We start from the raw sequence: 24,490 nt of genomic DNA on the forward strand, positions 1-24,490 counted from the left end.
TCCTGTAGGGCAGGGAAAAGCTCTCGTGCATGATCTCGAGCCGTCCGTCCGGGTAGTCGCAGACGATCACTTTCTGGCCAGCCAGTGGCCTGGAAATCTCGGTCGGATCGAGAATGAACAGCACCTTGTCGTAGCGTAGCGTCAGAGATTGCGACAGCGTGCGGACTTCCTTCCGGCACATGGCNCCATCGAGGTTCTCGTGGTTGGCCAGCGGTCGGTGCATGTCCTTTGGATTGCGTGGTTGCTTGCCAAAGCGAGTGTTGAAATCCGCAATGAACTCAGGCGCATAGGAATTGGCACCTTCGATCGTATCAATGCCGCGAAGCCGTAATTCCTTCACAAGCCGATCCTGCAATGTCTGGTTGGCACGTTCCACCCGACCCTTGGCCTGAGGGGTGTTGGCGCAGATGATATCGATGTTGAGCTCATAAAGCGCCCGGCCGAATTGCGTCAGGCCGCTCGTGCGGTCCTTCTCCGACGCATGCGTGGAGCGGAAAACACCATGCTTGTCACTGTAGAAGGCCAGCGGTTTGCCCCATTGCTGCAGATAGGCCTTGGTCGCGTGCAGATAGTCGAACGTGTTCTCCGATCCGGCAAACCGTAGATGCAGCAGCTTGCCGGTCGCGTCATCGATATAGACGAGCAGGGCGCATTTGGGCCCACGGTTCTCGAACCACCAGTGATGCGAGCCATCGATCTGCACCAGTTCGCCAAAGCAATCACGTCGGCCGCGTGGCTGGAAAACCCGCTTCTTGCGTTCCCGGCGTGATACCCAGATACCAGCCTCGGTCATCCATTGCCGCAGCGTCTCCTTGGCGACAGAGATATGATGCAGCTCGATCAGCTTCTCGCGCGCCAGCGTCGGACCGAAATCAAGATAGCGTTCGCGAATCAGATCCAGCGCCGCATTGCGAAACTCCTCGCTGTGGCGCCGGTTGCTCGGACGCGATCGCTTCCTGGAAACAAGACCGGCCGGACCATCCCGGTCATAGGCCTGCAGCAGCCGATGCACCTGGCTTCGACTGAGGTCGAGCCGTTCGGCAGCCTGGACGACGCTCAGGCGTTCCTCACGGATCTTCTGGATAAGTTCAAGGCGATGCAACTCTTTCTGCGACATGGTGATCAAACAGGACATGACGACTCCGACCGCTCATGGTCTCGACCAGGCTGAAGATCGTCATCCTTGCTCCCAACGTTGGCTTTGACCAGTGCGTCGAGAGGCGAGACTGTCGCATCTCTAACTGGCCCAACTGTCGCATTACTAAATAGCCTCTACACACATGGATCGGATAAGATAGATTATGGAACCATCACGTATCTAGATCTGCGAAGGAGCGCATAACTATCAGCCGTACGCCAACATCGCCAAATCGCTTTTTCTTTCGGCGCTTATCGCTGGATGCTGATGTGCCGATTAAATCACTTCGCGCTTTCAGCGCCAGCGAAACAACAAAAACCGCGACACCTCAACAACAGGCAAACTGCGATCATTACACCGCGCGACATCATGCAGGTCGTCAGCCGCTTTCCAGTTCGACCAGTTCGATATCGAAGCTCATCTGATCATAAGCCGGAACCACATGATCGGGCGTTTCGGCCATGACCGTGTCATAGTCGAGCGGCGTATGCATATGGGTCAGGATCGCCCGTTTCGGCTTCAGGCGCTCAATCCAGTCGAGCGATTGCTCGAGCGACAGATGGCTCGGATGATAGCGATATTGCAAGGCATCGATGATTAGGACGTCGAGCTCTTGAAGTTTTTCGACAGTTTCAGGCGGAAAGTCACTGATATCACTGCAATAAGCGACGTCGCCAACGCGAATGCCAAGCGAGTATATGTCGCCATGCTGCTGCAGGTGCGGCCGGATCGAGATCGTTCCGCCCGCGCCGGTGATCCGCACCGGGACGTCGAGGCTTCCGATGACCTTTGCTTCGACGATCGGCGGATAGTTGCTGCCGGGCGGCGTTTCAAGGCAGTAGCCGAACCCTTGTCGAATGCGGTCCATCGTCTCACGCGTGGCGTGAATCGGAACCCGCTGCTGCGCGCCATAGAAATAGCCACGCAGATCGTCGAGGCCATGGATGTGGTCGGCATGGGCATGAGTATAGAGGACAGCGTCGATGTGAGTGACGCGGGCCGCGATCATCTGCTCGCGAAAATCCGGCCCGGTATCGATGACAACGGTCGTGACGCCGCCGTTGTCATCATATTGCCGGACCATGAACGCCGCGCGGGTGCGGCGGTTCTTCGGATTGGTCGGGTCGCAGGCACCCCAATCGCCGGTGATGCGTGGAACGCCGGGCGACGACGAACAGCCGAGAATGGTGAAACGCCGCCTATAGCCCACGCTGTCAGATCCTCGGCATCTTTGAGAAAATGCGGAATGCGTTTTCCGTCGTGATCCGCGCCATCTCGGCATGGCTGAGGCCGAGCGTCTCGGCCAGAACCTCGGCCGTGTTCACGACATAGGACGGTTCGTTGCGCTTGCCGCGCCAGCGCTTTGGCGCAAGGTAGGGCGCGTCGGTCTCGACAAGAAGCCGATCCTGCGGCACCGTTTTGGCGATATCACGAAGTTCCTCCGACTTCGGGAAGGTCAGGATACCGGAGAAGGACACGTAGCCGCCCAGGTCGACGCCGATCCTTGCGAGTTCAGCGCCAGACGAGAAGCAATGGAGGATAAAGGGAAACGCCCCCTTCCCCATTTCCTCTGTCAGGATCGCAGCCATGTCTCCGTCGGCGCTGCGGCTATGGATTACGAGCGGCAGCTGCGTCTCGCGCGAAGCGTCAATGTGGCGCCGCAGCCCGGTCTGCTGGTCCTCCGGCTTTTGCGTATCGTAGAAATAGTCAAGGCCGGCCTCGCCGATCGCGACAATCTTCTCGTGGGCATTGGCCAGACGCACGAGATCTTCCGTCTGGATATCGAGCTCATCGCCGGCATTATTCGGATGCGTGCCGACGGAACAGAAAACAGACGGATATTTCTCGGTGATGGCCAGCAGCGCGTCCAGCTTGCGCACCCGCGTCGAGATCGTCACCATCTGCTTGACACCCGCGTCGTGGGCGCGCTTGACGATCTCGTCCCGCTCCTCCTCGAAGTCGGCGAAATCCAGATGGCAATGCGTATCGATCAGCATGAGGTCCTCACGCTTCCGGCGCGACGTAGCGCGGGAACACTGGCTTCGGCGCTTCGAGCGCCGTGCCTGCGATGAGGCGGCCGGCTTCGCCGAGCGCCGCGAAGTCGCGCTTGTCGGCAGGAGCCGCAACCAGATCAAGCAGCTTGCCGGCCGATTCAGGCACGAAAGGCTGCAACAGGATGGCAATCTGGCGGACGACCTCGGCCGTGACGTAGAGGACGGTGCCCATGCGCGCCGGATCGGTCTTCTTTAGCGCCCAGGGCTCCTGGCCGGCGAAGTAGCGATCGGTCTCGGAAACGACAGCGATGATCGACGCGAGCGCGCGATGGATCAGCTGCTTGTTCATGTCGTCACGCGTCGACGCGAGCAGCGCGTCGGCCTGCGCCAGCATGGTCTTGTCCTCGTCTGTCAGCGGACCGCATTCCGGGACCTTGCCGTCGCAGTTCTTGACGATCATCGACAGCGAGCGGCTGGCAAGGTTTCCGATGCCGTTGGCAAGGTCGGAGTTGATGCGCGTGCCGATCGCCTCTTCGCTGTAGCTGCCGTCCTGACCGAAGGAGACTTCGCGGAGGAAGAAATAGCGCACCTGGTCGAGGCCGAAATGGTTCACCAGATTGACGGGATCGACGACGTTGCCGAGCGACTTCGACATCTTCTCGCCCTTGTTGAGCAGGAAGCCGTGCGCGAAGACGCGCTTGGGAAGTGGCAGCTTGGCGGACATCAGGAAGGCCGGCCAGTAGACCGCGTGGAAGCGGATGATGTCCTTGCCGATGATATGAACGTCCGCCGGCCAGTACTTGGCGCGGGGACCGTTGCGATCCTCGATGTACCCGGTCGCCGTAATGTAGTTGGTCAGGGCATCGACCCAGACATACATGACGTGATCAGGGTCGTTCGGCACCTTGATGCCCCAATCGAAGGTCGTGCGTGAAATCGAGAGATCCTTCAGTCCCGACTTGACGAAGGAGATGACCTCGTTGCGCCGCTCGGCAGGCCCGATGAAGTCAGGGTTGGCTTCATAGTGCGCGAGCAGCTTGTCCTGATATTCGGAAAGCTTGAAGAAGTAGCTGGCCTCTTCCACCCATTCGACAGGCGTGCCTTGCGGTCCGTAGCGCACCCCATCGGAGCGCAGCTCCGTCTCGCTTCCCTGATAGTAGGCTTCGTCGCGAACCGAGTACCAGCCGGCATAAGAATCCTTGTAGATGTCGCCATTGTCAGCCATCAGGTTCCAGATGTTCTGCGACGTCTCGTGGTGACGCTCCTGCGTCGTGCGAATGAAGTCGTCGTTCGAGGCGTTGAGGAGCTGCCCCATCGACTGGAACGCACTGGAATTGCGATCTGCAAGCTCCTGGGCCGACATACCTTCGGCTCGGGCCGTCTGCTGCATCTTCTGGCCGTGCTCGTCGGTACCCGTCAGGAAGAAGACATCCTTGCCGTCGAGGCGCTGGTAGCGCGCCATTGCGTCCGTCGCAATCAGTTCATAGGCATGGCCGATGTGCGGCTTGCCGTTCGGGTATGAAATCGCGGTGGTGATGTAAAACGGTGTCTTGTCTGTCATGGCGGCCATTCGTGTCCGGCTTACTCTATAAAATTTGTCAGCCGCTCTTAGCGCAAGTCATGGCGAAGCGAAACAGCAAGTTTCGAAAGCAGGCGATTTGCCGTTCGCCGGCGTGCTGCACTTGACTCGATTCTGGGCGCATTCTACCCAAAGAAAATTCAAAGGGCGGGCATCAGCGACGTGACATATTCAGCACTCGGCAGCACCATTCACGCGCAGGGCTCGAGGTCTCCTATTTGACCGACCTTTTCAGCTTCAATCCCCTCTATTCCCTCTCCGGGCTTCTTGTCGGCGCCTTGGTCGGCATTACGGGTGTCGGTGGCGGGTCGCTGATGACGCCGTTGCTGGTACTTCTCTTCGGGGTTCATCCAGCGACAGCCGTCGGAACCGATCTGCTCTACGCAGCTGTGACCAAGACAGCCGGAACAGCAGTTCACGGCATGCATGGCAGGGTAAATTGGCGCATTGTAGGCTGCTTGGCTGCCGGAAGCGTCCCGGCCGCCCTGCTGACGCTCTGGCTGATGGCGGGAGTCGATCGTAGGAGCGTCGAGGTCGCCCACACGATTACATTGGCCCTTGGTTGGTTGCTTGTCATGACCGCATTTATGCTGATCTTTCGCAAGCAAGTCCTCGCGCTCGCGCTTCGCTCGATTGGAGAGCGCTCTCCGCCCAAGCCGCTCACGATTGCCATCTGGACAATGGTCCTCGGGCTGGTGCTAGGCACCCTCGTGACGCTGACGTCGGTGGGCGCAGGGGCGCTCGGCGTGACGGTACTGCTGGTCCTCTACCCGCGCCTCGATGTTCGCGAAATTGTTGGCTCCGATATCGTTCACGCCGTCCCGCTGACACTGATCGGCGGGATGGGCTACTGGGTGATCGGCGAGATCAACTGGGGAATGCTGTTTGCCCTGCTGGTCGGCTCGATCCCCGGGATTATCGCGGGCAGCCTGATCGCACCTAAGCTCCACGAACGGACAATCCGCATCGTGCTGGCGCTGACGCTTGCCGTCGTCGCATGGAAGCTGCTGGCAACCTGATCAGGGGCCGGGCTGCTTGATATCTCCAAGGATGCTGAGGATCGTCTGCTTGCGATCCAGATTGTAGGCATCCGAAACGGTCAGCCGCTCGCCAATGTCTGAATGCAGGCGGGCCAGCCTCTCCGCGGCAGCCACCTGCCCTGCCATCGCCGCAGCCCGTGCCTTCTGCATCAAGTCCTCGCCGACGTGGCCGGTGAAAAATTCAAAGATTGTGTCACTGTCCTTCCCGGAAAGCGCATCCGCCAGCCGATGCATAGCCCTGCGGGCAGATGCCCCCTGCGCACCCAATACATCGTTGTAAGCAGCGATGATATCGCTGCCGCCGTAGTTCACCAGCTTCAGCGCCTCGCCTACGCTGCCATTTGCCGCCGCAAGCAAGTCGCGGTTGGCCTCGATACCGAGATGGGCGAGCGCCGCACCGAGAGCACTGTCGCCAAGCGGCGCGAGCTTCAGCGGCAGGCAGCGCGAACGAATGGTTGGCAGCAGCTTACCGGGCGCATGGGAGATAAGCAGGAACAGTGCGCGTTTCGGCGGCTCCTCGAGGATTTTCAGGATCGCATTCGCGGCATTGCGGTTCATGTCATCGGCAGGATCGATGATGACAATGCGCCAATTGCCGGTGCCCGACGTCTGCGAGAAGAAGCGCCCTGCCCGCCTGACCTCATCGACCGTGATTGCGGATTTCATCTTCCCCGTCTTTTCATCGACGGGCCGCGCCAGGTGCAGCAGGTTATGCGAGGCGCCCGAGGCGATCTGGCGGCTGACAGGAGAGGCCGGATCCGGATCCTCCAACCGATCCGGCGCGCCGGCCGGATCGGGATGCGTCAGGACATGATTGGCGAAGCGGAAGGCAAGCGTTGCCTTGCCGACGCCCGGCGGTCCCTCGATCAGGATCGCATGGTGGCCCTTGCCCGACCGATACGACTGCGCGAGGAAGGCCTCGGCGTCATCATGGCCGAATAGCTTCATGTTTTCGGCTGGCCAGATGGCACCGTCAAGCAATCCCGGTCGTTCATCGTTCATGAGTTGTTTCCGCTAACTTGGTCGCTGTCGCATGCGGCAGTTGCCGCCAGACGGTCTCCAGAACCTCGGCGGCAATGACCTCTTCGGACCGCGTCGCATCGATGACGTGGCAACGGTCAGGCTCCCGGGCGGCAATATCGAGAAACGCTTCTCGGCGCTTCTCGTGCGTTTCGAGCTCCTCCTTCTCGAAACGGTCCGGGGCGACGTCGCCAGCAGCGCCTCGCCTCCGGGCGCGCTCCAGACCCGCCAGCGCCGGCAGATCGAAGACAAGCGTGCAGTCGGGAACGATACCATTGACCGCGACGCGCTGCAGCGCCTCGATGAATTCCGACTCAAGATTCCCGGTCACGCCTTGATAGACCCGCGACGAATCCATGAAGCGATCGCAAAGGACCACCTTGCCGGTCATCAAAGCCGGCCGGATGACTTCCTCGACGTGATCATTGCGTGCCGCTGCGAAGAGGATTGCCTCCATGCGGGTTCCAAAGGCTTCGGCAGCACCCGACAGTAGCACGTGACGCACCGCCTCGGCGCCCGGAGAACCGCCCGGCTCCCGTGTCAAAAGCACGTCATGACCGCGGGCACGGAGAGACTCAGCAAGGCGGCGGATCTGCGTCGACTTGCCCGCGCCCTCCCCGCCTTCAAACGTTACAAACAACCCAGTACCGGATGGCAATGACTAATTCCTGCATTACGGCGGTCACCCGCACCACTGCCGTACATTTAACGGAAGGCAGCGAAAAGCGAAACCGCTCGACGGTAACTCTCACCCTGAATAGAGAATTCGGCGATCAGGTGGGTTCAGGCTTATCCCACAGCCAGGAGAACAGCAGCGTCTCGCCGAGTTCCATCAGCGCGTCGACGGCGCGGCTGCTCAAAGAGCCAACCTCCACGGTCTCCTTCGTATAAAGGGGTACCTCACGCAACAGGCGACCGCCCGCGAAGATGCGCAGCGTCCCTATTTCATGGCCGGCCTCCACGGGAGCCATCAACGGCCAATGGTAGACGATGCGCGCCGACAGCCGCTCGGGATTGCTGATCGGTACATAGACACTCACGGGCGTCTTTGCGACGAGATCAACGCTTCGGGAGGTTCCACCGTAGACGCTTGCTTCGCCGATCACCTCGGCGTCGGCGAAAATCTGACGGCTTTCGAAGGCGGTCAGCCCCCATTCGAGCACGCGCTTGGCCTCTTCGGTGCGCTCCTTGTCGGAGGCAATGCCGCCCAAGGCCATGAAGAGCCGCCGGCCATCGCGTTCGGCGGAGGCGACGATGGAATAGCCCTCTCCCTCGGCAAAGCCGGTCGCCAGGCCATCAACACCCATACCGAAACCAAGCAAAGGATTGCGGTTGCGCTGGAAAATCCTGTTCCACTCGAAATCAGGCTGCGCAAAATAGGAATAGAGGTTCGGATAGGACATTTGCAGTTCCGCCGCCAACGTCACCATGTCGAGCGCCGTCGTCCTGCTTTTGCCGTCAGGCAGCCCGGTCGAATTCCCGAAGATGGACCGCTCCATACCGAGCGTTTTAGCACGCCGCGTCATGGCAGCCGCAAAGGCCGGCTCACTGCCGCTCATGCCTTCAGCGAGAACGATGCAGCTGTCGTTGGCGCCCTGAATGGCAATGCCTTTGATCAGATCCTCGACGCGGACGTTCGACTTGAGCGCGGCAAACATCGTTGCCGTGCGCGACGGCGCCCCCCCAGTTCGCCAGGCGTATTCCGAAACCGGATACTGCGTGTCGAGGGTGATCTGGTTCTTCGAAAGGGCGTCGAAGACGAGATCCACCGTCATCAGCTTCGCGAGTGACGCCGGCGAGAAGGTCTGATTCTCGTTCTTGGCAAGAAGCACGGTCCCGGTAGACGCCTCGACCATGTAGGCTTGGGCCGCCTTGGTCACGAATGAAGCGTTGGCATCACCGCTCGCGGCAGCGGCAACCGTTGCGAAAGGCAGAAGACAAACACAGAGGCCAACGAAACGCTTGAACACCGAAAAACCCCACAGCTCGGTCGAGCTCGACGATGCTAACAACGGACCTGGAGCGACGCAATGGCCGCCGTTACTCGCCGCGCGCGGCGGCTGTCTTTTGACGCTTGACGGATGCCAGGATCGAGTCCTGCGTGAGGCCGTCGTTGCGAACCATCACGGCGTCGAAAGCGAGTTCGACGGTAACAGTTTTGGCGCCCTCTTCCTGATACCCCATTGCGAGAGAGCGCTGCCCTCCATAGGGGCGTTCATATGGGAAAGGACCAAATTCCGGGAGGACGATCATCTGAGCGGCCGCCGGCTCCGCCAGGGGCGCGACGCCGCCAAAAGACGGTGACGGCATCGGCGTCGGGACAGGCGCAGCATTGTAGCGCGCGCTCGGAGTCGAGCCGGCATAGGACGTCGCCGAGACCGGCACAGGAACATTCTCCGGCTCGGGCGTGAAACCGCCGAAGCTCTGGAGCTGGTCTGCGGTTATGCGCTTGCTGTTGGAGGCGACCATGACACCGGTGGCAATCTGCCCGCCACCCGGGTTGATGCCCGGAATGCGGCTGCCCTTCGGCACATAGGAGGCCATCAGATAAGGCATATCATGCCCATCCATCCGGGCACGCCCCACATACTGGACGCGGACGTTTCCGGTACCACTGTGCTGCAGGTCAAGCATGTCCGCCGTCTTATTGGACAGGTCGATAATGCGCCCTTCGTGATACGGACCACGATCGTTGACACGCACGATAATGGACGCGCCGTTTTCCGTATTCGTCACGCGTGCATAGCTCGGCAGCGGAAACGTTGGATGCGCGGCGGAAAGGTGCATCTGGTCATAGACTTCGCCGTTCGCCGTCAAACGGCCATGAAAGGCCGAGCCGTACCACGACGCAACACCAACCTTGTTGTAGGAGAAATCTTCCTTCGGGTAGTACCACCTCCCCTTCACCACGTAGGGGTCCCCGACCATATAGCGGCCGCCGCCTTTCGGGATGTTGTTGCCGGTGGCAACACGGGGGCTGGCCTTGACGCCGTATTCCTTCTCCGAGAAATACTCCTTGCCGTGAGTGCGTTTTGTGGGCGTAGGCGAGGAACCGCAAGCCGTAACCGTTGCGCAGATCAGCGACAGCCCTACCCATCGCATTCCCGTTGCGAATGACGCCGCCCCGTACTCTCGTTTCATATGTCCCACGCCGCTCAAGACCGTTATGGTTAAGAAATCTGCCCGATCCGGACAAGACACCCCTAATCCCACCAACCTAACGAGACTTTAATCATGCGGCCTTCATGGCAAATTTGCGAAGCATTTCGCCAAGATAGGGACAATTCTAATTAATATGGTTAATAATTCACTAATTTAAGATTCTGAATAACGCAGTCGGTTCAGCCCGGCTGGGCGTTTCAGCAACGGGGAGCTTCTCCCCTCTGCTGCCCTTCCGGGTACCGTACAGAACCAGTTGACGCTGCCGCCGAACGGCTTTAAACGCTCCATAGCCTGAGCTGATGGCGTCAGGCAACCGCAGGTGCGCGGGTTTCGAGCCCGCTTCAAATCAACTGCATGGAAGAGTGTCCGAGTGGTTTAAGGAACCGGTCTTGAAAACCGGCGTGCGGGAAACCGTACCGTGGGTTCGAATCCCACCTCTTCCGCCATATGTCATTGATTTTTAATCACTTTTTAAGGCGACCAATCAGCAACCCCACCGGCGACCCCACCGCAAAACACGGGTAGCAAAATATGTGGATTTTGCTCAGTTCGGACGTTTCGACCCCGCTTGCTGACGCCATGAGCGACATAGAATCGGGCCGCCCCGTGTGGTGTGCCTTAGAGATAGCCGTGGCTGGTAAGCCATTCGCGCAAGATATGCCGGACTGCCTCGGATTGGTTTATCGTCGGTTGCTGCGCCGCTCTGAATGCCTCCACGGCGTCCAAAAGTTCTTGGTTGAAAGCAATAAGCTTCTTGATCGGAAATTCGGTTGGCCTACCTGGCCCGGCTCTATCAGATGTCATCGCTTAATTTCATATATAGGTAATTGACACAAAATCGGAATTACATATATACGAAATTCACGCCACCGGGAAGGTGAATCGGCCCGGCGGCCCTAACGAAAATCGAAGAAGGTAAATAAAATGGCAGGTGCCGTAAACGCCACCGCCATCGGCGGTAGTTCTGTGCCGATGGATCTCCTCTTGCTCGCTATCAAGGCTTACGACGATGGCCTGGCCGCATACAACGCATTCGAAAATGACGATTTGCTTGATGACGGCGAAGCTGATCTTTTCGCGGCCACGATAGAAGGCCCGCATGATGTCCTTGCAAAATGGCGCACCCCGGCTAGCACCCGCGAGGCCGCGTTGGCGGCGGTATCCCTTGCCGAGCGCGAGAAGGCAATCTTTGGGGCATCCGCTGTCGCCGACGCCATGGAAATGGCGGCAATCGCCTTCCTCAAGAACAGCGCTGGCGCGCCATCGAAGCCAACAGCAATCGAGGTCCCGGCCCGCATCGGTCTTGAAGGCCTCGCCCCGGACACGCTGCTGACGGCGCCGGAATCGGCCGCCTACCTCCGACTCTCGGGTTCCACGCTCGCCCGGTGGCGGAGCACGAAACGCGGCCCTGCCTACGCTAAAATTGGCGGAATCGTTACTTACCGTGTTTCGGCTTTGCTCGATTTCGTGGCGAAGAGCGAGCGCAAGGGAACCCGCCCCGAAAAATGACAACAATCGAAAGGGCCGCCCGATAAGCGGCCCTTATCTCTGAGCTTTGGCGATGTGGCCGGAAAAAGCCTCTAGTGCGCTGTCCAGCGTGCCGACTTTGTCAGCCAATCCAGCGGTGACCGCTTTTGCTCCGCGAAATACGTCCGCTTTCGTTTCCCGTGCTCGCTTAGTGGTCATTCTCCGGTTCTTCGAAACCAGTTCCAGGAACATATCATAGAGCCCGTCCACGTCCGCTTGCATCCGGGCGCGCGGGCCATCGCCGAGGGGTTCATGTGGATTGCCGTCCGTCTTGTAGGCACCGGCATAAAGATATGTCCACTTCATGCCACGCGCTTTGTCCGCTTCGGACACATCAACATGAGCGCCGAGCACCCCGATAGAACCAACTTCCGATGTCCTGGCCACCCAAATTTGTTTGGCGCTGGACCCGATGGCGTAGGCGGCGGAACACATGATTTCGTTGGCGTGAGCCCATACCGGCTTGCCCGTTGCCGCCGAGGCGGAGCGGATGAAATCGGCACAATCAAAGCAACCGTTGGCCTCGCCCCCGCTCGAATCTATTTCGAGCATGAGACCGCGAATCGTGGAGTCCATGAGGATATCGGCGACTGCATTCTGAATAAGCCCGTAACTCATCATGCCGCATTCGGCGTCGAGCCAGGATCCACGCCGCACCAGCGAGCCCACAATTGGAAGCACGGCGATGCCGTCCAGGTCCATATAGGCGCCGCCGGGGAGACTGCGGCCGCCCGGTGTACGCATTTCGCGGGACGCTCGCTTTTCTGCCGTTCCCAACGCTTCCCCGGCAAGGATACGTGTGCCGATGGCGTCAATGATCTGGCGGCCCACATCGCTACGCACCAGAAGCGGACGATTGAAAATCAATGACGCCAGATGTGGAAGGTCACGCATTTTCAGGAAATCTCTCTCTTGTCGGGCGGCCGCCTAAGCGCTGGACGTGTCCGATCACTATAGCTTTTCCGGTTTCTTTGTGATGGAGGCCACGCGGCCGCCCGTGCCAGAAGACCAGTGTTTTGCGAACGGCGCGCGCTGCCTTGAGTAGGTTTTCGACTTCATATGGGCGCATACCAACGGCGACGAAGTGCATCGAAATGCCGGGCTCGCTACCGACCAAGAGGTCGAGACAAGTTAGCGGCTCACCCGCGAGCTCCTCACTGAGCAATTCGCTCGCCTCGTGGCCGGAGTAAACCCGCAGCACTTTTGGCGCTACCAGCGCGGAATACCATTCTTCCCTCTCGGCAATCGGCGCCATCAGAGGCAAATCGAGTTCCGAGGCTGGACCAATCACGCCACAATGCCAAGGGCGGCCGGTGTGCTCGTTTGCTTGGCTCATCGGTGTTACCACCGCCATGAGAACGCCAGCTTTGGCGCGCTCTAGCGCGGCGGAGACGTTTTCGGCGCCATCATCGACCAAGAGGTCAATGGTTGCGGATCCTCCTCCCGCAACGGTGGCGCTAAGCTCAAGCCACGTGAGAGGAGCGCCGGTTTCGCTGGTGGCGGGGTGAATTGCCAAAACACCGGGAGCAATCAAAGGGCGGTGCATCGCTTCACATCACTCAGCCACTAGCGAAGATTTGGCATCTGCGGCATTTTTCTGCGCCAATGCCTTAAGCCGAGCATCGACGGCCGCCGCGATCTCGCGTGGCGTCCCTTGTCCGCCCTGCACTGTTATAGCCCCCACGTGTACCGAGGCGTCTATCGTTGTCGTGCTGGTGCTGTTCGACGTGATCATGTTCGGGCGCGCTATCGCTGCATCATCCTTCGCCTTGCCCAGTGCGCTATCCGTGGTAGCGCGAGCGAACGAGGTGGGGATTAAATCGCGCGCCATGTCACCGAAGACCGGGCTTTGATTGAAGCCGAGGTCGCGAGCCACAGGCGAGAGCTTTTCTCGCACCGGAGCGGCGGCGCCGGTCGTCTTGGCTTCCGGCTTGTCTCCGGTGCCAAACAATCTGTCCTTCGTGCCCTGCCATAGCTCGGCGGGAGTGATTCCGGTATCTTTGGCGGGCAAACCAAGCTTGTCCCGCAAGTAGTCATCCACCGGCTTCGTGAGGCCGCCTAAATTGCCTTTCGGGTCGTACTTTTCCAGCACTTCCATAGCGATGGCGGCGATGCCCGCGATGATGGCGACACGGGCCGCGATGCCGAAGGCTTTGCCCCAAAGATTCCCGGCCTTGCCACCGGCGGCTTCAATCGTCTTACCGAGCCCGGCGCCCGCGAAGTCCGCGATACCGCCCGTAAGCCTGGTGAGAAGATCAAGGCCCACACCGGCAATGGCTTTCGCGAGCCCGCCGAAGGCGAAACCGAGAAGCGTAACCGCCGAGATAGCGGGCGCCAGTGCCCAAAGCCCGATGAGCGCTAGGGCTGCATTGAGCGGGCCGCCTATGAGGTCCACAAGCGGCTTTATCTTGTCATAGACGGCACCAACCTTGTCCGCGAACGCGGCGAACTGCTGGCGGATCTGAGAGGTGGGGTCGAAAAGGGCACGGATGACGCCGCCGAGCCGCTGAACCCATCCGGTAAGCTTCGAACGGATCAAGCCCGAATTTGCATTCAGCCAATCGCTCATCCCATCAATGGCATCACCGATGACGGGGAGAAGCTGGACCCCGACGAACGTCTTGAACGCATTGAGCCGCTTGCCCAGCGCGCTGACGCCATCACCGAAGGCATCGGCCGCATTCGCCGCATCCTGGCTCCAAACAACGCCAAGGCGCCGGGCCTCTTCTCTGCCACTCTTGATGCCTTCGGCGCCATCGGCGAGGATCTTGGTGAGTTCCACGCCGGACTTACCGAAAAGCTTAAAGGCTAGCTGGTTTCGTTTCAGCGGGTCTTTGATCTTTGCGAGCCCGGCGAAGGTGGAATCAAGAACGTCTTCCATCGGCCGCATCTTGCCGCTCGAGTCCTTGACCCTGACACCGAGCGAGCGGAAGGCGGCGGAAAGCTGCTTATTGCCCTTGGACGCTTCCACGGCGTTGATGCCGAGCTTTTCAACACCCTTGGTGAAAGCCTCCGCCGAGGCGCCCGCTTGATCGCTGACATAGAGGTATTCGGAAAGCGTTTCCGTACCGATACCGAGCTTGACGGACATGTCATGGATTTCAGAGCCCGCGTCCGACGCGCTTTGAGCCAATCCGTAGGCCGTCGCAATCACCCCGGCGCCGCCCGCGCCCAAAAGGCCGAATAGTCCCGCGAGTCGGCCCGAGGTGGCCGCGATGCCGTCCCCAAGCCCTTTGAACTTCCCGGCGATGTTGCCGATGGATTGCCCAAGCTTCTCAAGGCCGATGCGCTTGGAAAGGGAACCAAGGCGCGCCGAAATCCGCTTAATCGGGCCGGTAACCCGGTCGATAAGGCTTAGTGTTACTGTGGCTTCGGCGTTGGCACTCATTGCGTCGCCCCAGTCTTACGGGCGTCAAGATATGCGAGAACATCACAGGCATACCACCGGCGAGCACCACCGATGCGAAAAGGTTTGGGAAAGTCCGTTTCCCGTACCCATCGCCGCAGCGTGCGCGGTGATACTCTCAACTCTGAAATAATGTCCTGTGGCGTAAGCAATTTTGGCATGTTCGACTCCGTTAGCCGGAGTATCCCATGGCCGCCTTTGGCCACCTATCTCGCAAACTGCGCTGGCACCGAATGCGAGTGGCATGGCAATGAAGATACCCCGCCACCACGGAGGCAGCGGGGTAAAGTGGTGGTTAGTGCTTGGTATTCTTCGCGATCTGCTCGGAACCGAAGTGGCGTTTGCCCTTCAGCACTTCGTTCACGCGCCCCTGATTAACGCCAAAGCTTGCGGCAATCTCGTGCTGATACTCGCCGTTCCAACGGCGGAGCCAGACTTGCACGGCGTCTTCAAAGGAAAGGCGGTGGTTCGTTTTCGTATGCGTCATGGTTTTAGGCCCTTTATTGGCCCTTGACCGACTTGACAGAATACGTACCCCGCGTAATGTCGGGGCTGTTAACGGATCTGTAAGCCGGTCAAGGTTTCTACAGTTTCAACACGAGGCCGGGGCTGCAACCCCGGCTTCTGTGTTCATCCGCCAGGTAATTCCGGCTGAACGATCAATATAAAGTTTGAATCGGGAGATTCCGTCAAGGGCGCGACTTCGCCGGTTCTGTGGATTAGAACCGTGTATTAACGCCCTGCTAGAAATACAGAAATTTTTTTCCACAAGATTTCGCTTGTAAATCAACCCGTTGAAAGAGATCGCGTTAACATCTTGTTAATACTTTCTTAAATGGGGATAGTGGGGATAACTTGATCTTACTTGCGGTCAACGGTGAGGGCTAAAAGCTGACGTGGGAGCCGTAGTGCGAATCAATCATCGCGGCCATGTGGAAAACCTCGCCCTTTTTGATTTTTTGCGCCATGTCCGGCCGGGTTCTCTTGAACGCTCTTCACTGGCCATCAGCATTTGCGTTGCATGATTAGCTCAAAACCGAGCGCTTCCACCAACGCAGCGAACTTTTCCAGCGTGGGAGTTCGCTCCTGCTTTAGCCAGGCGTAGAAGGAGTTGGACGCCACCGATGTCAGCGCCCGAAGCTTCTTGGTGGTAAGAGCCCTTTCCCTGCGGGCGTGGTCTAGCGCGGCCATGGCCGGACGAAGGTCTACAAGATTGTAGAAAACCTCTCTGCGGCTCTTGGAGCGCATAACAACCTCAAAACCGACCGTTTCCGCTAACGCCACCAAGTTTGATATCGCCGGGTGCCGGTTCCCCGCCAGCCAATAATAGGCCGAGTTTAACGAAACGCCGGACCGTTCTTCGACGTCCCACAAAGACATACCGAGAGCCTTGCGCTCGCGGGAAATGGCTCTCATAGCGCCTACCTGGTCCAAGAGGTTCCATTCGGAATCGTCATCCCGGCCTGAAAGGACTAGCAACCCGTATTCTATCAACTCGATTGCTTGTGCCGAAAGCGGAGGAAGGTTCGCGGTGATATTCATTTCGCCTCGCCAATTGGCGACCGCACCTGGTGCAAGTCAATATGGCATTCCGGGCAATGCCCGGCCGCCTCGGCGAGGGTTTCGGACCGAAACGGAATACGTTCACTCCCGCCTTCCCGTAAATATTCGATGAGATGGCTTTCCAAAACGGCGGAAAACGCGCCCGGCGGCACCCCGAATTCAGCGGCTATCATAGCCCCACGGCGGCGCGGAAAGTTTAGTGCCTGGTCGCGCAGCATCCGAAAGAAGGTAAAATTCACGCGCTTTACGATGTCGTGCGGAACCAATTCGCCTCGCATCTTCGCCAACTCCATCTCGGCCTTCGCGGCTTGCGCCATTATGAGCCTTGTCTTGGCGGCAGTGAGATCTGCAGCTTCCTCGTCTTCGCCGCCGCTACCGATTGGACGGCCTGGCCCGGCGTTGACGTTCTCTCGAATCCATTTGATAGCGGCATCGACTCGGACCATGCCTTGCGAGTTACATGGAAGGCCCGATTTCGTGAGGTTCGATATATAGGCTTTCGAAAGGTTAAGCCGCTTCGCGAAAGCTGTTTTAGATTCAAATAGTTCTGGCGTCATCCTAAGAGGCTTCCGGGTTCACAGTTCACAATTAACTTCTTAGGCCTGTCGCTACATGGAACGTGCGCGGCCACGTCCCCCGCATAATCGGCACCCCTTCCGGAGGACCCGTGAATTCTTCTGGCGGGTGATTGAAGGGGTGCGCCGCCGATCCAACGAGGAACGACCGGCGGCGCGGCCGGGGAAGGCTACCCGGCCATCTCAGAAGCTACTTGGGAAGGTGGCAACGCCTGGCCGTTGCCCTTCATCGCCTTGCGCCACATAGCCTTGGTCTGTTCAGCGGTATGTTTGCCGTTGGCCGTCACCTTCGGAACCGCGATAGCGGAGGTATACTCGGCTTGAGAATCGGCGGCGGTGTTCATGATGAAGTTGCGGGCGGCTTGCGGGCTCCACCCCGATAGCATCGCCTCGCCTGCATCGAACGCAACACCCATCCGCGCTGCGGAAGGCGCCATGGCAAGAAGTTCAAGGCATCGTGCCCGTTCTTCACCGCTGAGTCGGTTAGCGAGAACATCCTCTACCGATTCTCCGTTCGAAATCAGGCGGCGCAACTCTAATCGGGCCGCGTGCTTCTCTGCCTCGGTCATCGTCTTGGTCATTCTTGTCCCCTTTCGGACGCTGCCATTTCCAGCACGTAAGCACGGACGTCATCCACCGAGGCGCCTTCAGTGATGGCCTCGAGAAGGTCCATTTCAACCCCGATCTTGCGGGCCTGTTCCGCCAGTGTGATGAGGTCGCAAACACGGGTACGCTCTGCCCCAACGAACGCGTCGACGTAGGGCTGAATAGCCACCAAATGAGCTTCGGTCGCAGCGCTCACTACCTTAGCCGGAAGGTTGAGGCGAAGAAGGTTGTCGCCCATGATCAGATCGTTTCGCGGAGGAAGATTTCAGGCCGGGCATCACTACGGCGGAACACTGTAATACCGGCCTCTTCAGCCTCGCGGATAAGCTGCTCTTCCGCGAGTTCCACGGCCTCGATATCAGCGTCGATCTTCCGTAGCTTTGCGGCCCGTTCGGACGCCGTGATACCCTCGCCGGGACGTTCGGCAATGGCTTTGGCAAGCAATGCGGGCTCAATAAGCGGGCGAAGTCCTAAGACGCAAAGCCCCCCGACCAGATCATGACTGTTGATTTGAAAGTATCCGCCCTGTGGGCCGACCATGCCGCTACCCGGTTGGAAAACGGCATTGAGATCGGGTAGCCCGCGTTCCGGATCGTCATCAGATCTGAACCCGCGAGCCGAAAAGCGCGCGTTGGCACCCGCTTCAAGCTCATCTAGAGCACGATTGATGTTCTCAGCGGTCTCTTCTTTGGTCGCAGGTGCTCTAGCAATGCCCTCACGTTCCCGCGAGAGCGAAGCACGTTCGTTCCGGAGTTCTTCGACCGCGACCTGCAAATCGGCCCGTGCGGCGACCGCTTTCTTTGAGGCGGCGCGGATTTTATCTAGTATTTTCAATTGAAAATCTCCTCGATGTCGCCGGGAATGGCGATATGCTGACGGGCAAAATGATAGGCCTCGCTGGCGAGGCGTCCGACCAGCTGTGACTCTTCACGGACACGTTCGTGGTTGTGCTCGGCGTTCTCGAGATCACGTTTGGCAACTGCAATCGCTTCTTGAAATGCCCTGTCGCCGCCTGTGTCCCGGTTCTTGCCAGCCTTGTCTTTGTATGTTTCAAATTCGCGCTGCGCTTCGCGGAGAGGTATCCGCGCCGCTAACACGAGCCCCCAGGCGCCACGCACGGCGTCGGATGCTGCCTGCTTATTTCGCCCTAGCTGGCGAAGCCGATTAATCGAGATGTTCAAGTTCGAATTCCTTTGCGGTGAACGAAGCGGAAAGGTCACGGGCGCGCTGCAGGTCTCGTTTTGCTTCGCGAAGCCGTTCGCGAGCTTCTTCCAGCCGGATCCGGGCGATTGCCTCACGACCGCGCATACTTGCGGAAAGCACGGGGTCACGGCCGGTGTCCAAATCGATGTCACGCACCGCGCACCGCAAGCGTCCGTCCGCTTCAGTCAACGCATCGCGAGCGGACGTGAGTTCGGCATAAGCGGCGCTGCGGAGCCTAACGGCAGCGGTGTGGTCGGAGATTGTTTCGGCAGCGGTTTCCATGCCGACATAGTGCGAGGGTATAAATCCCAAAGTTAGGGCGTATCGAGACTTTGGGACACTTTTTGCGCCAGAAGGTTGGAGATGCTTTTTTCCGACCATATCCCACCGAAGTGCTGGCAGAGAAAATGAAGGAAGGCCTTTTCCTCATCGGCCGGGAACGGAGCCGCCGGATCAAACGAGCTTTTGTATTTGTTGATCTTTACCCGGATGGTACGGGCGAAATTGCTTGCCGTCATCGACGCATACCGGGTGCGCTTGAGTTCCACCGCCATGCGGTTCCTCGTGGCAGTGATCCGCATCCGCCGTTCGCCCGGCCCGGACTTCCCGCGCTCATGCACCGCCGCTTCGTGGCCCATCAAATCCGCTTCGGCGGCTCGCAATGACCGTATCGAACTAAGGGCGACGGCATTCGCCTCAATCGCTCGGTCGATGGCATCTGACGGTGGAAGAGTTGCTAGGAACCGCTCAAAGAAGGAGTCCACCGCTGCGTCGTAAGAGTCTTCGATTATTGCGCTACTCGTTTGGCTCGGCATTTCAAACCATTCTTCTTAGGTCATCAGCATCGTGTTGCACTTGTTGCACTTCGCTCCCTTATCGCCCGTCTAATACGACAACTCCTAGAGAGGGTGTTATTTCTCCAGTACGCGCGGAAGTATACATAAAACACTACTACGGGTGATAAGGGTAGAAAGTGCAACAAGTGCAACAAAGGCGGCGGGTTCAGTCATCGCGATACCCCGAATAAGCATCGGGGTTGCTCTTCAGGCGATAGCCGACAACACAGTTGACAACGGAACTAGCACCACCACTTGGCCGTGTCCGTTTGAGTTCAAGATTTCCCTCTTCACCGAGCGCGCGCGACATCGCGGTTTGCGTCCAAGGTGACTTCACGCCTTGCTCTTCCTGCCACTTTCGAAAGGCCGGGTAGATATCGGCGGTCGCGGTCTTGGCTTCCGTATCAGGCACCAGGCAGTCGCGGACGAATGCCAAGATATCGTCCTCTTCGTCCAGATAATCGGCGCTGGCGGCCTTCACGCGCTCCGGTGGCGTCAAGCCCATCTTCAGCCATTCCCCGGCGCCGTCGATGCACCACCGCAGAATAGCGGGCCATTCAGCCTTGAGCTTGTCGCCGAGGTTCGGGTCGCGCTGCCCATTGTCATCCGTGAAGTTCCGGCTGAAAGGCACCAGTATGAAGCGCTCTCGCATCGAGACACCCACACCTTTGAATCTGGGCTTATTGTTCCCGCTGATGAAGAGGGAAAGCTGAGGCTGGAATTCAAAGAAGTCTTGCCGCATCCGACGCGCCGAAATCGTGTCACCCCCGGTGAGAGATTTGATAACCTCTTCGTTCCACGTCGCACCCTTCGGTATCTCATTGGAGGCCACCAGGCGGGCGCCTTGGAGTTGAGCGAGGCCGGTGGGGTGTTCCTGACCGTGGGTCGCCATGAAAAGAGACGAAGACACCGTGCGCGCGTAGTCACCGAGAATGCCGGTCAGGGTCTGCATGATGGTGCCCTTGCCGTTTCGGCCGGTACCGTAGAGAAACAGCAACTTTTGCTCGGTCGTTTCGCCGGTAAGGGCGTATCCGGCGGCGCGCTGGATGAAAGCGATTGTGTCGAGGTCACCATATCCGTCATCGCCGGGAAAGACGCGGCGAAGGAAGTCAAACCACACCTTGGCGGGGGTGCCAGATGGTGCCGGGGCTACCGCTGTGAACTTCGTAATCATATCCTCACGGCGCGCCGGGCGGAGCTTGCCGGTTTTCAGGTCGACGGTGCCGCCGGGGGTGCCAAGAAGTAGTGTGTCGCCATCGAAGGAATTTGCGTGGGCGATGCTTTTGGAGTTGGACCGCGCCATTTGCTCGACGGCGGTCACGGTGGAATGAGCGCCAAGCGTCCGCCGAACCTTGGCGGCCGAGGCCGAAATAGCTCTCGCTTTATCCTCGCTGGCATCGAGCGCCTGCCGTTGCGCCCACTCGAATACTTCATCGGCCTTCATTCGAAGGAAGTCACGGACCTGGCCGCGCGTTACCGGGTAATCAGCTTCTTCCCATCGCTGGCCGCGCCAAAACAACCAGTTGCCCCGCGATGCAACGAATTTGGCGTTTTCATCCCAGTGCTTCTGACCAAGTTCGAGTGCCAGAGCGTCGTCGTTGATAACCGTCTCATGCGAAGACTCATAGTCTTCGAAAGAGCCTCGCACTTCCGGTGCGACCATGACGGCCGGAACGGGCACATTAACGCGCTCATACTCGGCGCGAATATGATCCGGTAAGTTTTCCGGGTTGCGGAGGCGAACGCCGTTTCGCTCGGCGGCGGGCTCCGCGATATCATCAAGAAAGCCTAGATCGTCGTTAGAGGTCAGAGTGCTCACACCCGGCCGCCTTTCATAGAGATAGATTTTGAGTACCAGGGTGTAAGCCGCGCAACCGTTTCGGGTAGCGTCTCGCATTTGAGATGTGCGTGAAGGCTGGTAAGGCCTACGCCGCAGACCAGCATGTCGGGCATTCCGGAAGTGCATCGCCAGCCGTCGCTGGCGTTGACGTGGAGATCCATGCCGGTGTCATCCTGCGATGCATAGAACACCTCGCCAGACCACGAAGAAGCCCAACCCAAGCTCCTAGCAAGTTTGTCCAAAACGCCGCGCCGCTGCTCATGGAGCCATGCGTCGAGAAGGAACACGGGGATTAATTCGCCAAGCGCATCGATGATGGCGAGTTCCTCTCGCCCTCCATCTTCAACTTGAGCCATGGCCGCTTCAATGCGACCCATCGCCGGTCCAATGCGGTGAGCGGCGACTACTGTTTCGCCATTCGCTAGGTATTCGCGCGCCTCAGCCACGCGGTCGAGCGCTTCAGCCATGCTCTCGCGGGCGCCCGCAAAGGCAAGCCGTTGATGGATCTGGCGGCCCAAGGCGACTTGAGTCGCTTGACCTAAGTCTTTGTTTTTGATATTCATGATGCATAGTTCTTTGAACTGAAACCCCTTCACGGCTTGGCGGCGGGAGGGGNTTTTCTTTGCCCGTTGCACAGCGCGAAGCCGCGCCGCTCAATCTCTCAAGCAGTCTTTTCCTACAATCCAGGTTTTCAGGAACTACGCGGCGGCCTTGCTAGGCGGCCCAACGTGGTCGAATGACTCGACCCATCGTTCGAAGTCTTCCACCATTACCACGGTCCGACCACCGGCCTTTTTTAGAACCAGCTTCCCGCGAGAATTCTCGTTGTAGAGATGCGCCCGACTGAACCCTGTTATCTCCATCACCTGCTTCAGAACGTAAAAGCGTCGTTCCATGACCATCTCCTTGTCAGCTATGGTCAGTAAGGTAACGTTATAGACAGTTATGGTCATTCTCGCGAAAGGGAATCTGTCAATTATTTCAGTATCTTGCCACGCCGTGTAAGCGCATTTCATTAGTTGTCACGTCTTGTCACGGCATGGCAATATCGCCTCACTTAGGAGGCGGCGCGTCCGAGAGGCACCACATTGGCGCCCGGTTCTACGGTGACGTATCCCGCCCAATCAGTCATCAAGCTGCGTCGTTTCTCAATGGCGGTGCCGCGCCTATATGCCCCTTCGACACCGCCTACCGTGTGCGCCAAGGCCTGCTCTACGACTTCACGGGCATGTGGTGTTGCATCACCGGCCCAGTCGCGAAAGGTCGATCTGAAGCCGTGAACCGTCAGGCCTTCTTGTATGCCTCGGAGGCACATTAGAAGCGCCATATCGCTGAGTGGTTTGTGGTCCCGAACGGAGGGAAATACCAATTCATCTGGATCGTCTTCCGTTTGGCGAAGCTTGGCGGCCTCGGCGAGCACTTCGCGCGCTGCGGATGATAGAGGGACAACATGCTCTTTGCCCGGCTTCATCCGTTCGGGTGGAACCGTCCACGTGTTGGCTACAAGATTGATCTCTTTCCACAAAGCTCCGCGCGACTCGCCCGACCGCGCCGCCGTCAAAATCGTGAATTGTAGGCAAAGCGCCGATATGGAAGTGAGCGCCGAGAGTTTAGGCCAGAACTCGTCCATTTGCTGCCATGGCAACGCGGGATGATGGCCCCGCTGTAGCTTTTGACGTTTCGGAAGGAGGGCATCAAGGTGGCCCCTCAATAGTGCGGGGTTTGGACCTTTGCGGAGGCCCTTCGCGATACTCGCGGCGAGAACCTTTTCAATGCGTCCGCGCACCCGCGCTGCCGTTTCCGCCTTCGTCGTCCAGATCGGCGCCAAGCACTTAAGCACCCCATCGGTATCCACCTCATCAAGCTTCAGGTGCCAGATAGGTGCCGCATACTCGATGAGCGTGCTTTTCCACTGGGCTCGATGCTTGGCGTTTCGGTTGCCATCAACAATGCCCGGCACCCTTCGAACCCGGCCACGCTCATCCGTTTCGGAATAACCGTCCAGCAAGCGAAGGGCGAAGGTGCCAAACGTGTCCCGTGCCGCCTCGGCCTCCGCCGCCTTGCGAGCGTCCTCCTCGCGCCTCAGAGCCGCCTTGCGCTCATCAAGTGGATCACGGCCCGAGCCTATCATTTCCCGCGCCTCGGCCGCCATCTGACGCGCCAGCTTCAAGGAAACCTTCTCGGTGGACCCCAATCCCATCTCCGTGCGCTTGCCGTCGCGCTTGTAGAAAAACGCCCACGATTTTGAGCCGGAACCCGTCACGTTTAAGTAGAGCCCGCTGCCGTCGCTATACCGCCCCGCCGCAAGCTTACCGGTCACCTGCCTGGCCGTCAGTTGTTCCAGATTTCGTGCCATTCATATCTCCGCCAAAAAGCCACCGACCCCACCTCCGACCCCACCGCGAGGCGTGGTTAGTCGTAGACAGATAAATACAGTCTTGGAGACTTCTCGACAATAACATAAATGAAATCAGTTACTTACGTTGACAACTGTCGACACCCTTAGACAGTTATTTACACTGGAATGGCGGACACCTCTTCCGCCACCATGATCATCGTCCGACCCGGACACATAGGTCACAATCGGTACCTAAGACATCGGTGACAACCTCGTGCCGAACGGGTTGTCGATTGTTTGCAATGTCCTCTGTTCGAGGTCGATATATCCGAGATCATAGCGCNGGAAGCTGACGAGCCAAATGCCGTCGTCGACTTCTTGNGGCCGAGCTTCTGGCCGGCCATGACGGTTGAGATGTTGATCTTCTTGCGATGGATGCACAGACGGCCGCAATTGGTGACGATGGCATCGCGGTCGTGGAAGGGGTAGCTGATCTCGGGCAGCCCTTCATAGGTGCCGGCCGAGGTCTGGTAGACTTCGGCCGGCACCTTCATCGACAGGGCCTCGTGCGGTCTTTCCGTGTTGAATTCGCTGATGAATGCGTCGAAGCGCATCTGCTGCTGCAGGATATTGCGTCCCGGCGGGCGGGTGGCTTCCTTCTTC

General features: G+C 58.8%; 26 protein-coding genes and 1 tRNA gene. 3 read left to right on the forward strand and 24 right to left on the reverse strand.

Going from position 1 to position 24,490, the window contains the following annotated elements; genetic code table 11:
• The 4 genes from RHIBUN_RS0130840 to metG form a co-directional block, all read right to left on the reverse strand.
• On the reverse strand, positions 1-1,135 hold a 1,135-nt coding region (locus RHIBUN_RS0130840; RefSeq protein ID WP_025662590.1), incomplete at its 3' end, for an ISNCY family transposase.
• A gap of 382 nt (positions 1,136-1,517) precedes the next feature.
• Positions 1,518-2,348: an MBL fold metallo-hydrolase gene (locus RHIBUN_RS0130845; protein ID WP_025662591.1), complete on the reverse strand. Its 831-nt coding sequence runs from the start codon at positions 2,346-2,348 to the stop codon at positions 1,518-1,520.
• A 4-nt stretch (positions 2,349-2,352) separates the two neighbouring features.
• Complete coding sequence (locus RHIBUN_RS0130850; RefSeq protein ID WP_025662592.1) at positions 2,353-3,135, reverse strand: TatD family hydrolase; 783 nt, start codon at positions 3,133-3,135, stop codon at positions 2,353-2,355.
• A 7-nt stretch (positions 3,136-3,142) separates the two neighbouring features.
• Positions 3,143-4,693: a methionine--tRNA ligase gene (metG, locus tag RHIBUN_RS0130855; protein WP_025662593.1), complete on the reverse strand. Its 1,551-nt coding sequence runs from the start codon at positions 4,691-4,693 to the stop codon at positions 3,143-3,145.
• Between the two features lie 236 nt (positions 4,694-4,929).
• Here metG and RHIBUN_RS0130860 point away from each other — a divergent pair, with 236 nt between their 5' ends.
• Positions 4,930-5,730, forward strand: coding sequence for a sulfite exporter TauE/SafE family protein (locus tag RHIBUN_RS0130860; RefSeq protein ID WP_025662594.1), 801 nt, complete (start codon positions 4,930-4,932; stop codon positions 5,728-5,730).
• Here the strand turns inward: RHIBUN_RS0130860 and RHIBUN_RS0130865 are convergent, their stop codons facing one another.
• The 4 genes from RHIBUN_RS0130865 to RHIBUN_RS0130880 form a co-directional block, all read right to left on the reverse strand.
• Positions 5,731-6,753 carry a DNA polymerase III subunit delta' gene (locus RHIBUN_RS0130865; protein WP_025662595.1) on the reverse strand — a complete coding sequence of 341 codons (1,023 nt, stop codon included), beginning with the start codon at positions 6,751-6,753 and terminating at the stop codon, positions 5,731-5,733.
• Positions 6,743-7,429 (reverse strand): dTMP kinase, encoded by a 687-nt coding sequence (gene tmk / locus RHIBUN_RS0130870; RefSeq protein ID WP_025662596.1) that lies wholly within the window; start codon positions 7,427-7,429, stop codon positions 6,743-6,745. Before tmk ends, RHIBUN_RS0130865 begins: the two co-directional genes overlap by 11 nt.
• Before the next feature lie 115 nt (positions 7,430-7,544).
• On the reverse strand, positions 7,545-8,741 hold the full coding sequence (locus tag RHIBUN_RS0130875; protein ID WP_025662597.1) for a D-alanyl-D-alanine carboxypeptidase family protein: 1,197 nt from the start codon (positions 8,739-8,741) through the stop codon (positions 7,545-7,547).
• Between the two features lie 70 nt (positions 8,742-8,811).
• Positions 8,812-9,912, reverse strand: coding sequence for a septal ring lytic transglycosylase RlpA family protein (locus RHIBUN_RS0130880; protein WP_025662598.1), 1,101 nt, complete (start codon positions 9,910-9,912; stop codon positions 8,812-8,814).
• Between the two features lie 377 nt (positions 9,913-10,289).
• Here RHIBUN_RS0130880 and RHIBUN_RS0130885 point away from each other — a divergent pair.
• Both RHIBUN_RS0130885 and RHIBUN_RS37055 read left to right on the forward strand, forming a co-directional pair.
• A tRNA-Ser gene (locus RHIBUN_RS0130885) sits at positions 10,290-10,379 on the forward strand.
• A gap of 478 nt (positions 10,380-10,857) precedes the next feature.
• Entirely contained in the window at positions 10,858-11,442 is a 585-nt protein-coding gene (locus RHIBUN_RS37055) for a helix-turn-helix domain-containing protein (RefSeq protein ID WP_025662600.1), read from the forward strand.
• 33 nt (positions 11,443-11,475) lie between these two features.
• Here RHIBUN_RS37055 and RHIBUN_RS0130900 read toward each other — a convergent pair whose 3' ends face one another.
• From RHIBUN_RS0130900 to RHIBUN_RS0130980, 16 genes are all read right to left on the reverse strand, one after another.
• Positions 11,476-12,354: a S49 family peptidase gene (locus RHIBUN_RS0130900; protein ID WP_025662601.1), complete on the reverse strand. Its 879-nt coding sequence runs from the start codon at positions 12,352-12,354 to the stop codon at positions 11,476-11,478.
• A complete protein-coding gene (locus tag RHIBUN_RS0130905; protein ID WP_025662602.1) occupies positions 12,347-13,006 on the reverse strand; it encodes a hypothetical protein in 660 nt (219 codons plus the stop codon). The genes RHIBUN_RS0130900 and RHIBUN_RS0130905 overlap by 8 nt, the downstream gene beginning before the upstream one ends.
• A 9-nt stretch (positions 13,007-13,015) precedes the next feature.
• The gene (locus tag RHIBUN_RS0130910) at positions 13,016-14,848 is read right to left on the reverse strand and encodes a phage tail tape measure protein (RefSeq protein ID WP_025662603.1); all 1,833 of its coding nucleotides are present in this window, start codon (positions 14,846-14,848) and stop codon (positions 13,016-13,018) included.
• A 313-nt stretch (positions 14,849-15,161) separates the two neighbouring features.
• Positions 15,162-15,353 (reverse strand): hypothetical protein, encoded by a 192-nt coding sequence (locus RHIBUN_RS0130915; RefSeq protein ID WP_025662604.1) that lies wholly within the window; start codon positions 15,351-15,353, stop codon positions 15,162-15,164.
• A gap of 518 nt (positions 15,354-15,871) precedes the next feature.
• Positions 15,872-16,408: a helix-turn-helix transcriptional regulator gene (locus tag RHIBUN_RS0130925; RefSeq protein WP_025662605.1), complete on the reverse strand. Its 537-nt coding sequence runs from the start codon at positions 16,406-16,408 to the stop codon at positions 15,872-15,874.
• Entirely contained in the window at positions 16,405-16,986 is a 582-nt protein-coding gene (locus tag RHIBUN_RS0130930) for a hypothetical protein (RefSeq protein ID WP_025662606.1), read from the reverse strand. Before RHIBUN_RS0130930 ends, RHIBUN_RS0130925 begins: the two co-directional genes overlap by 4 nt.
• 188 nt (positions 16,987-17,174) lie before the next feature.
• A complete protein-coding gene (locus RHIBUN_RS0130935; RefSeq protein ID WP_025662607.1) occupies positions 17,175-17,585 on the reverse strand; it encodes a hypothetical protein in 411 nt (136 codons plus the stop codon).
• Positions 17,582-17,848, reverse strand: a complete 267-nt coding sequence (locus RHIBUN_RS0130940) for a hypothetical protein (protein WP_025662608.1) — start codon at positions 17,846-17,848, stop codon at positions 17,582-17,584. The genes RHIBUN_RS0130935 and RHIBUN_RS0130940 overlap by 4 nt, the downstream gene beginning before the upstream one ends.
• A 2-nt stretch (positions 17,849-17,850) precedes the next feature.
• On the reverse strand, positions 17,851-18,384 hold the full coding sequence (locus RHIBUN_RS0130945) for a hypothetical protein (protein WP_156932783.1): 534 nt from the start codon (positions 18,382-18,384) through the stop codon (positions 17,851-17,853).
• A gap of 56 nt (positions 18,385-18,440) precedes the next feature.
• A complete protein-coding gene (locus RHIBUN_RS0130950) occupies positions 18,441-18,791 on the reverse strand; it encodes a hypothetical protein (RefSeq protein WP_156932784.1) in 351 nt (116 codons plus the stop codon).
• Positions 18,775-19,095 (reverse strand): hypothetical protein, encoded by a 321-nt coding sequence (locus RHIBUN_RS0130955; RefSeq protein ID WP_025662611.1) that lies wholly within the window; start codon positions 19,093-19,095, stop codon positions 18,775-18,777. Before RHIBUN_RS0130955 ends, RHIBUN_RS0130950 begins: the two co-directional genes overlap by 17 nt.
• 32 nt (positions 19,096-19,127) lie before the next feature.
• A complete protein-coding gene (locus RHIBUN_RS0130960; protein ID WP_025662612.1) occupies positions 19,128-19,628 on the reverse strand; it encodes a hypothetical protein in 501 nt (166 codons plus the stop codon).
• Between the two features lie 187 nt (positions 19,629-19,815).
• Positions 19,816-21,468 carry a phage/plasmid primase, P4 family gene (locus RHIBUN_RS34445; RefSeq protein ID WP_025662613.1) on the reverse strand — a complete coding sequence of 551 codons (1,653 nt, stop codon included), beginning with the start codon at positions 21,466-21,468 and terminating at the stop codon, positions 19,816-19,818.
• A complete protein-coding gene (locus tag RHIBUN_RS37060) occupies positions 21,465-22,052 on the reverse strand; it encodes a hypothetical protein (protein ID WP_198021208.1) in 588 nt (195 codons plus the stop codon). The genes RHIBUN_RS34445 and RHIBUN_RS37060 overlap by 4 nt, the downstream gene beginning before the upstream one ends.
• A gap of 135 nt (positions 22,053-22,187) precedes the next feature.
• Positions 22,188-22,385: a hypothetical protein gene (locus RHIBUN_RS36620; RefSeq protein WP_156932785.1), complete on the reverse strand. Its 198-nt coding sequence runs from the start codon at positions 22,383-22,385 to the stop codon at positions 22,188-22,190.
• Between the two features lie 161 nt (positions 22,386-22,546).
• The gene (locus tag RHIBUN_RS0130980; protein WP_025662616.1) at positions 22,547-23,845 is read right to left on the reverse strand and encodes a site-specific integrase; all 1,299 of its coding nucleotides are present in this window, start codon (positions 23,843-23,845) and stop codon (positions 22,547-22,549) included.
• Positions 23,846-24,490 lie beyond the last annotated feature (645 nt).

It is taken from the genome of Rhizobium sp. IBUN (assembly GCF_000510625.1).
Classification (GTDB): Bacteria; Pseudomonadota; Alphaproteobacteria; order Rhizobiales; family Rhizobiaceae; genus Rhizobium; species Rhizobium altiplani.